Below are 8802 nucleotides of genomic sequence, written 5' to 3'. Positions count from 1 at the left end.
GTGCCGCTCAATCTATCGCCGAACGAGCGCGACAGAACCCAAGATACCCCACGGGATCGCATCCCGATCAGCAAACTCTCTTCTCTTCAACAACATAGACAGATGGGTGTTCTGATGCGCGGTTGTAGAAGCGCTCAATGCGGCGTAGCGCTCCCCGACCCTGAACGAAGAGAGCTTGATAGATGGCTTCGTGGCTGATGCGCATCGTCTTGTCGTCCGGGAAGTCGATCGGCAAGCGTCGGGCAATCTGCTCCGGGCTCCAAGCCCTGGCCCATCGCCGATCCTTTCGCGGGCCATGCCGGCGGCCCTTCCACGGAACGGCGGGACCAGGAACGGCAGCGCCACTTGGGGTCATGACCACGCCGGCCAGTCGCTGCTCCACATAAGTGCGCAACGTTGTGTTGAGCGCAAGCTTGGTCGGTTTGGGCCGACGGGCCGATCGCTCGGCGTGCCATTGGGCTGTCGATGCACGATACTCCAGGCCTCCGCTGCGCGTCGCGGCATTGCGTCGTAGCTCACGGGAGATGGTCGAGGCGGATCGGCCAAGTCGGCGTCCGATCTCGCGTCTCGAAAGGCCCTGAACGCGAAGAAGTGCGATCTCCTCACGTTCCGCAAACGAGAGGTACCGCCCGGACCGCGGCTGGGTTGAAGATCTGAACATCGCTGGTGCCATGCCGCCTGCCTGTCGGAACAATCTGGTTCCGACAGGCTGCGACATACCAGCCGCTAATGCAGCATCCTCGCTGGTCATTCCCTGCGCAATACCCAACCAGAATCGCTGGAGTTCAGATCGCCCCGCTACTGGCGGCCGTCCCGGTGACGCCAACGGTGCTCGTCCAGAACGGTGTGATCGTCGCTTTCGAATGCCCATCGCAACCTCCTTCGTTCAGGTGTTGGGACGACCGCTTGAATCCGCCTTGGGCGCCGCGATCGGAATGATGCAGCAGCGCGTCAGGCTTGCCCCGTCGCCAGATTGCCATCACCAGCGCGTCGGTGACGAGCTGTGCCGTCATGGCGGTCTGCATCGACCAGCCGACCACACGCCGCGAGAACAGATCGACGACGGCAGACACGTAGAGCCACCCCTCGGCCGTCCAGACATAGGTAAAGTCGGCAATCCATTTGCGGTTGGGAGCGGCTGCTTCGAAGGAGCGGTCGAGCACATTGGGAGCGACGGCGGCGGCCTGCCGCTCACCCAGATCCGGCGGCAGACGCCGCCGTCGCGGGCGTGCTTTGAGGGCCTGCAGCCGCATCAATCGTTCGATCCGATGCAGCCCGCACGATACCCCTTCGGCGAGCAGGTCGTGCCACACGCGCCTGGCGCCATAGGTCCGGTCGCTCCCAAGGAAGCTGGCACGGACCTTCGCGCCGAGATCCTCGTTACTCTAGACGCGACGGCTGCGTGGCCTTGTCAGCCACGCATAAAACCCACCTCGCGAGACACCGAGCGCCTCGCACAACCATTCCGCCGGCCAGCCCCCCCGGTGCTTCGCAATGAAACTCGCGCGTGCCCGACTCGCGCGCCGCGCCGTTCGGCAGGCAGATCTTCGTCGGGCAGCTTTCCTTCAGCACATCGATGATGCCGGAGCGCTCGGCGTCCGAGATCGACTGCGTCGCGAGCAGCACCGCGCAATTGGCTTTACGCAGGACCTTCAACCACTCGCGAATCTTGTCCCGGAAGACAGGATGGCCGAGCATGAGCCAGGCCTCATCGAGGATAATGAGGCTGGGCGCGCCGGTCAGCCGCTTTTCGATTCGCCGGAACAAATAGGTCAGGACCGGGACGAGGTTGCGCTCGCCCATGTTCATCAGCTGCTCGATCTCGAAGGTCTGGAAGGAACCGAGCAGCAAGCCGTCCCTCTCCGCATCGAGCAATTGGCCCATCGGACCGTCGACCGTGTAGTGGTGCAGCGCGTCCTTGATCTCGCGCAGCTGCACGCCCGACACGAAATCAGATAAAGATCGCCCACGCGCCTCGGCCATGAGGCCGACCTGCCGCGAGATAGCGTTGCGATGATCAGGCGTGATCAAGACACCTTGCACGGCAACCAGCGTTTCGATCCATTCGGACGCCCAGGCGCGATCGGTGTCGGTCGACAAGTCCGACAACGGACAGAAGGCAAGCGCTGCCGCGCCGTCCACCTCATCACCGCCGATCTCGTGATGGTCGCCGCCGGCGGCCAGCGTCAGCGGCATCATCGAGCGGCCCTTGTCGAAGGCGAAGATCTGCGCGCCGGCATAACGGCGAAACTGCGCTGCGATCAGCGCGAGCAGCGTCGACTTGCCGGAGCCTGTCGGCCCGAACACCAGCGTATGCCCGACGTCGTCGACATGCAGGTTCAGCCGGAAGGGTGTGGAGCCGGAGGCGACCTGCATCAGCGGCGGGGAGCCCGACGGATAGAACGGGCATGGCGCGGTCGGATTGCCCGACCAGACCGAATTGAGCGGGATCAGGTCCGCAAGGTTCCGCGTGTTGACCAGCGGCTCGCGGATATTGGCGTACCAATTGCCGGGCAGGCTGCCGAGGAAGGCTTCCGTCGCGTTCAGCGTTTCGATGCGCGCGCCAAAACCTTCGGCCTGGATCAGGCGACGGACCGCCTCCGCCTTCTCCTGCAGGCGCGCGCTGCTTTCGTCGAACAGAACGATGACCGGCGTGTAATAGCCATAGGCGACGAGTTGCGAGGAGGCTTCCGCGATCGCGTCCTCGGTTTCGGCCACCATGGCCGCCGCATCCTGGTCGATCGAGCGGCTTTGCGTCTGGAACAGCTGGTCGATGAAGGGGCGGACTTTCTGCTGCCACTTCTTTCGGGTGCGCTCGAGCTTCTGCCGCGCGTCCTGATCGTCGAGGAACATGAAGCGCGACGACCAGCGATAGGTCAGCGGCATCAGATCGAGCGAATTGAGGATTCCCGGCCAGCTCTCGGCGGGAATCCGTCGATCGCGACGACGCCGAGAAAGCGGTTCTCGACCATGGGCGAGAGACCGTGTTGAAGCTCGGCGGTCGCCAGCCAGTCCAGATACATCGGAATGTCGGGCAAGCGGATCGGGTGGTTCTCGCCCGTAATGCAGAAGCGGATGAACTGGAACAGTTCATCGTAACGCGCCATGCGCGTGCCATCGCGCTCCTCAATCTCGCGCGTTTCCATGCGCCGGATGGACAGGACGCTCGCGAGATATTGCTCGACCTCGCGGATCGAGGTGCGGAAACTGTCGATCGCGGTGTCGGCATAGGACGCCGACCGGCTTTCGACGTCGGAGTAGATGTAGCGGGCGAGTCCGGCCCGCCGGCGTTCCGGCGGCCGCCAGGTCAGGATGATGGCGTGCCGGCTCTCATAATGTCCCCGCTCCTGCTCGAAGTGGCTGCGACGCTCATCGTCAATGGCGCGTGTCACCGGATCGGGAAAGTAGCAGTCCTGCCGCGCCGGATAGTCCGTCGTCGGCACGCGTACAGCCTCGACCTGGATCATCCAGCCCGAGCCGAGGCGCGCCAGGATGGTGTTGATCTGGCGCGAGACCTCGTTGCGCTCGGCGTCGGTCGAGCTCTCGGAGTCCGGGCCCGCAAAATACCAACCCGCCATCAGCGAGCCGTCCTTCAACAGCAGGATGCCGTTCGCGACCAGCCCGGCGTAAGGCACGAGATCGGCGAAGGATGGGCCGGAGTGACGGAAGGAGCGCAGCGCAGCCATGAGCGGACCTCAGTAGCGACGCCAGGGCGTCGAGGTTGCCCGGTAGTGAGGCCGGTAGGAGATGTGACGGGCGTAGACCCGCCGCATCATCGGGTCGGCCTTCGCCATCATCCGCAGCGCCGCCACGACGACGATCCAGATCGCCGCGCCGAGGATCGCCGCGTACCAGGTGAGCACGACGAAGATCAGGATGACGGCGGCAAGGCCGGTCAGCAGCACGAGCTCGCGATCCGCGCCGAACAGCAGGTTCGGCCGCGACAGCGCGCGATGGATGCGGCTGCGTCTGAGATTGGCGCCGACCTCAGCCATTGAGGTCCCCTGCCCTACCGGCGGTCGGCATGGTGCTCGTGACATCGCCGATCGACGCGCCGCTCGCACCGAACAAGGCGACGATCTGCGTGGCGCCGAGGAGAATGCCGGCGACAAGCACGACATACATCAGGCGTCGCGCGAAATCGTTGAGCTCGCCGCCGAAGATCAACATGCCGCCGGCAACCGCGACAGTTGCAAGCGCGATGAAGCCAGCCACGGGACCCGTGATCGATTGCTGGATCTGCTGAAGCGGGCTCTCCCAAGGAAGATTGCCGCCGCCGCTGGTCGATGCAAAAACTGGATCCAACATCACGAGTGCGAGCAGCAGGCCGCCGGCACCTACGATCATCATGCGGTTAAGCGACATGGCGCTCCTCCTTGGGGGCATAGGATTGGGTTTGGTATTGGCCCGCCGAGAAGCTCTCGACGTGGAGCACGTCGCGGACCTGGCGGCCGCGATCCGTTCGTTCGATCGAGACGATCAGATCGACCGCCTCGCCGATGACCTCGCGCATGGGCTGTTGACTAACTTCGGCCGTGAGCTGCTCCAGACGGCGCAGCGCCGAAATGGCGCTATTGGCGTGGATGGTGGTGATGCCGCCGGGATGGCCCGTGTTCCAGGCCTTGAGCAGCGTGAGCGCCGCGCCGTCGCGCACTTCTCCGACGATGATGCGATCGGGTCGTAGCCGCATGGTACTCTTGAGCAGACGCGCCATGTCGACTGTGCCGCTCGTATGAAGCGAGACGGCGTTTTCGGCCGCACACTGGATCTCGGCCGTGTCTTCGAGAATGACCAGGCGGTGCTCAGGCGCGTGCGCCACGATCGCCGCGATCACGGCATTGGCGAGTGTGGTCTTACCTGAGCCCGTCCCGCCGGACACGACAATGTTCAGGCGCGATCCGATGGCGTTGCGGATGACCGCAAGTTGATCGGCCGTCATCACGTCCTGCGTCACGTAATCCTCGAGATCGAACAGACGCGAAGCGCGCTTTCGAATCGTGAAGGTGGGGGCGCCGACGACAGGCGGTAGCAAACCTTCGAAACGATGACCGCCGATCGGCAGTTCCCCTGAAATGATCGGGCGCTCGTCGTCGGCTTCGGATTGCAGCGCGTGGGCGACGCTGCCGATGATGATCTCGGCGGTCGCCCCAAGCATGGTTCCGGCAGCTGTCATCCCTTGGCCTAGTCGTTCAATGAACAACCGGCCATCAGGATTGAGCATGACTTCGACGACCGCCGGATCATCGAGCGCGGCGCAGATCTGGTCGCCAAGGGCGTCCTGGAGTTTGCGGACAAGCCGCGGATGCGAACGAAGTTCGGCCATAGCAATCGCCCGCCGCTCACGCAGCGGTGCACTGAAGGCGGCGCAGGTCGGATCGATAGCCAGGCGGATGGACCCGGTCGAAGCTCGCCTGGTCGGCCGGCAGGACGCCGGCGACGCTCATGGTGTCGCCGATGTGCTCCACGCTGCCGAGTCGCCTCATCGGCCAGCCCGCCCGTTGCAGGATGCCTTTGACCCGCAGATTCGCCGCCGTGGCGATCTCGCCCAAGCCATTCGACATCGACCACTCGATCATCCTCTCGAAGATCGTCAGCGTGGCATCGTGCAGGAACCGGCCTCCCCTACCCTCGCCCCGCCTGTCGACGCAAAAGCGCGAACTCACGACCATGGTGGATTTGGCCCGAAGCCGGCCGCCCGGGAGCAGTTGCGGGAAGGTCCGCGACAGCATGGTTGGGCCTGTGGTCGGAAGCAGGCGGGGACAGCCGGCGACGGCGCCGCGGTCCGTCTCCGCCAGGATGGTCAGGTCGAGTGCGTCGTATTCGTCGCGTTCGCGGCCCTGCTCGATCTTGACCTGCCAGCTGAGCCGGCCGGCGAACACCCGGGCGCGCAACCGATGCATCCCATCAAGCAGAGACCCCGATCCGCTATGTTCGTTCGCATCAATCGCAATTGCCCGCATTCGCCGAATCCCCCGTTGCGTCCAAGTGAACGGAGGCAAGTCAACACAGACGGGCGATCTTCATCCTCTGTAGGATTAACAGGGGGGGGGGGGGGGGGGCGAGCCCGCTGAGCCGGGGTGAGTCGAGAGTGCGTCGCCCAAAAAGGCTCGCTCGCCCGCAAAATCGGCCGTCGAAACCGGCCTCCCGGATGTAGGATTAACGGGGTGCTGAACTGCCATCGCGACATTGTTGGCGCGAGCAATAACCCCTCGAAATGATTGCGCGATTCCGAACGAATCACGGCGCGGCGCGGCGTGGCGGCGAACGGTCGTTAAGTATCTGTTAACCTTAAAGGACTGGACGGAAGGTGAGAATCGTGACGTAGTTTAGCGGGCAAATGGCGACAAACCGCCTGTTGACCGACAACGAAGGAATGAATCGGCAATGTCTGCGCAGGCCCTGACAAGTGTGCAAAGCGAAGACCCGGCGGACAAGATTGTCCGGCACGCCGGAATGCTTTCCGAACATCTGCAAGCCAGGCGCCAGCAGATGTATCCCCCAGATGCTCAGAAGAGCCTTCGGCATTTCATGACTCATGAGGTCTCGAAGCTGACGTCGATCCCGGAGTCGACGCTAAAGCTGATGTCAAACGAGGGCAAAGGGCCTCTCCCCGCCCGACTGGAAAATAATCATCGCGCTTACACGCTCGCTCAGATCAACGAGCTTCGCGAGCTTTTCGCTGCTCAGCGGCCGGGAGAGGTGTTGAGGTTTTTGCCGCATCGCCGGCCGGGTGAACATCTGCAGGTGCTGGCGGTGGCGAATTTCAAAGGCGGAAGCGCCAAGACCACGACAAGCGCGCATCTGGCCCACTATCTCGCTCTCCACGGCTATCGTGTCCTTGCCATCGACCTCGACCCTCAAGCTTCATTGTCGGCGATGTTCGGCGCCCAGCCGGAGATCGACGTGCAACAGAATGAGACGATCTACGCCGCGTTGCGTTACGACGATGAGCGCCGGCCGATCGAAGAGATCATCCGCCCGACGTACTTCACTGGGATCGACCTCATCCCGGGAAATATCGAGGTCATGGAATATGAGCACGAGACTCCACGGTTCCTGTCGAAACAACAGTCGCGTTCGGACAGTATTTTCTTCGAGCGCCTACGTCTGGCTTTGGCAGAGGTCGAAGACGCCTATGACGTGGTCATTCTGGACACTCCCCCATCCCTCGGCTTCCTGACCCTTGGCGCCATCTATGCGGCGACTGGCCTCCTCGTGACCGTACACCCCGCGATGCTGGATGTGATGTCGATGAGCCAGTTTCTGCTCATGATGGGTGATCTCATATCGGTGATCCGAGACGCCGGTGCGACGATGAAGCAGGACTTCCTGCGCTACGTCGTGACGCGGCACGACCCGTTCGACCAGTCCCAGGTCCGCGTCGTCACTATGCTTCGACACCTCTTCGCCGAAGATGTGCTTACAGCCACCGCGATAGCGAGCTCAGCAATCGAAACCGCCGGGCTGGCGAAGCGGACGCTTTACGAACTGGAGCCTGGCAATATCTCGGCGGCGACCGCCAAGCGGGCGCGGGAGTCTATTGATGCGGTGAACGACCAGGTCCTCGTACTGATAGCCGAATCCTGGGGGCGCACATGACGAGCAAGCGTCGATCAATTCTGGCCAACTTTGGGTCTTTCTCGGATCCGGAAGCAAAGAGCGCCGATCCTTCAGCCGCCCTGCCCTCAAGGGTGGATGCGCCGGTCCAAGCGCCGGCACGGGTCGGCGCCGGCGTCATTGGAGCCACCCAACGATCGCTGGCCGAGCTGCGCGAGGAGCGCGATAGGCTCCAGGCGCTCGTGGATGCGGGAGGCGGTTCGGAACTTGATCCTGCGTTGATCGACCCCTCGCCGTTCCCGGACCGGCTTCCGGACGACAGCAACGCTGATTTCGACGCGCTGAAAAAGCTGATTTCGGAGGAAGGCCAAAAGGTCCCGATCCAGGTGCGGCGCCACCCGGACGCGGCTGATCGGTATCAGGTCGTCTACGGGCATCGACGCTGGCGTGCTGCGTTGGATCTCGGCACCAAGGTGAAGGCCACGATTGTTGCGCTGTCAGATAGCGAACTCGTCGTTGCGCAGGGTATCGAGAACGCGGCTCGTCAGGACCTCAGTTGGATCGAACGCGCGCTGTTCGTTTGGCGCATGGACGAAGCCGGCATCAAGGCCCGCGATATCCGTGCCGCCCTATCGATCGACGATCCTGAGCTTGCTCGCCTACGGACTGTCTGTCGTGCGCTTCCGGTTGACGTCATCGAGGCTATCGGCCGCGCCGGGAAGGTGGGACGTCCGCGATGGGTCGCGCTAGCGGCGGCCGTGGGAGAGGATCCGTCCGCGCTTGTCCGGGTGCGGGCAACCTTGTCAGCTGACAAGGTTTCGACTTTGCCCTCGGACGATCGATTCAAGCTTGTCCTCGGGGCAGTGAAGAAGTCGGCCATGCGATCTCATAGCGAGATGGAGCTGCGGTCCCCGTCCGGGCAGGTCGTTGGCAAGGCGACATTCGCAAATGGCGCCATCAAGCTTGCGGTCTCGGACCAACATGCGACCGGCTTCAGCGCCTTCCTGGAGGAAGAGTTGCCAAGCCTGGTGAAGAGGTTTTTTGCCCGCGAGGGCAATGAGTAAGTTTTCGTCGTGCGGCCAAACCTTGTCAGCTGACAAGGTTTGGCCGCACGACGGGAAGGGCGGAGGCCTCGGCCAAAGCCAGACGATAGCGCAACAAACACAGAGGTAGCATGCGGTAAAAAGAAAGGCCCCCGAAACAGTGTCCCGGAAGCCTTCCTCGTTCGTTTGGCGACAACGAGAA

The 8802-nt window shown here is 63.2% G+C and carries 6 protein-coding genes and 3 pseudogenes; 2 read left to right on the top strand and 7 right to left on the bottom strand.

Annotated elements, in window-relative coordinates; genetic code table 11:
- Window positions 1–139 precede the first annotated feature (139 nt).
- From C7G61_RS38815 to traI, 7 genes and pseudogenes are all read right to left on the bottom strand, one after another.
- Window positions 140–871 (bottom strand): annotated as a pseudogene (locus tag C7G61_RS38815) (transposase); the annotation flags it as partial.
- A gap of 4 nt (window positions 872–875) precedes the next feature.
- Window positions 876–1502: pseudogene (locus C7G61_RS38810) on the bottom strand (IS3 family transposase); the annotation flags it as partial.
- Window positions 1495–3686, bottom strand: a pseudogene (locus C7G61_RS38805) (conjugal transfer protein TrbE); the annotation flags it as partial. The pseudogenes C7G61_RS38810 and C7G61_RS38805, both read right to left, overlap by 8 nt.
- Before the next feature lie 9 nt (window positions 3687–3695).
- On the bottom strand, window positions 3696–3995 hold the full coding sequence (locus tag C7G61_RS38800) for a conjugal transfer protein TrbD (protein ID WP_108522903.1): 300 nt from the start codon (window positions 3993–3995) through the stop codon (window positions 3696–3698).
- Window positions 3988–4365 (bottom strand): TrbC/VirB2 family protein, encoded by a 378-nt coding sequence (locus C7G61_RS38795; protein WP_108522902.1) that lies wholly within the window; start codon window positions 4363–4365, stop codon window positions 3988–3990. Before C7G61_RS38795 ends, C7G61_RS38800 begins: the two co-directional genes overlap by 8 nt.
- A complete protein-coding gene (gene trbB / locus C7G61_RS38790; RefSeq protein ID WP_108522901.1) occupies window positions 4355–5323 on the bottom strand; it encodes a P-type conjugative transfer ATPase TrbB in 969 nt (322 codons plus the stop codon). Before trbB ends, C7G61_RS38795 begins: the two co-directional genes overlap by 11 nt.
- A gap of 16 nt (window positions 5324–5339) precedes the next feature.
- Window positions 5340–5960 (bottom strand): acyl-homoserine-lactone synthase, encoded by a 621-nt coding sequence (gene traI / locus C7G61_RS38785; RefSeq protein WP_108522900.1) that lies wholly within the window; start codon window positions 5958–5960, stop codon window positions 5340–5342.
- A gap of 424 nt (window positions 5961–6384) precedes the next feature.
- Here traI and repA point away from each other — a divergent pair, with 424 nt between their 5' ends.
- Window positions 6385–7599 carry a plasmid partitioning protein RepA gene (repA, locus tag C7G61_RS38780; protein ID WP_108522899.1) on the top strand — a complete coding sequence of 405 codons (1215 nt, stop codon included), beginning with the start codon at window positions 6385–6387 and terminating at the stop codon, window positions 7597–7599.
- Entirely contained in the window at window positions 7596–8621 is a 1026-nt protein-coding gene (gene repB / locus C7G61_RS38775) for a plasmid partitioning protein RepB (RefSeq protein WP_108522898.1), read from the top strand. Before repA ends, repB begins: the two co-directional genes overlap by 4 nt.
- Window positions 8622–8802 lie beyond the last annotated feature (181 nt).

The organism is Bradyrhizobium algeriense (genome assembly GCF_003062295.1).
GTDB classification, from domain to species: Bacteria; Pseudomonadota; Alphaproteobacteria; order Rhizobiales; family Xanthobacteraceae; genus Bradyrhizobium; species Bradyrhizobium algeriense.
The sequence above is the reverse complement of the archived record's forward strand: the minus strand, read 5'-3'. Positions and strand labels throughout refer to the sequence as shown.

Bases quoted from the DNA above. Each gene is read 5' to 3' on its own strand.
- trbB (WP_108522901.1), bottom strand. From the start codon at position 5,323: ATGGCCGAACTTCGTTCGCATCCGCGGCTTGTCCGCAAACTCCAGGAC.
- repA (WP_108522899.1), top strand. From the start codon at position 6,385: ATGTCTGCGCAGGCCCTGACAAGTGTGCAAAGCGAAGACCCGGCGGAC.
- C7G61_RS38800 (WP_108522903.1), bottom strand. From the start codon at position 3,995: ATGGCTGAGGTCGGCGCCAATCTCAGACGCAGCCGCATCCATCGCGCG.
- traI (WP_108522900.1), bottom strand. From the start codon at position 5,960: ATGCGGGCAATTGCGATTGATGCGAACGAACATAGCGGATCGGGGTCT.
- C7G61_RS38795 (WP_108522902.1), bottom strand. From the start codon at position 4,365: ATGTCGCTTAACCGCATGATGATCGTAGGTGCCGGCGGCCTGCTGCTC.
- repB (WP_108522898.1), top strand. From the start codon at position 7,596: ATGACGAGCAAGCGTCGATCAATTCTGGCCAACTTTGGGTCTTTCTCG.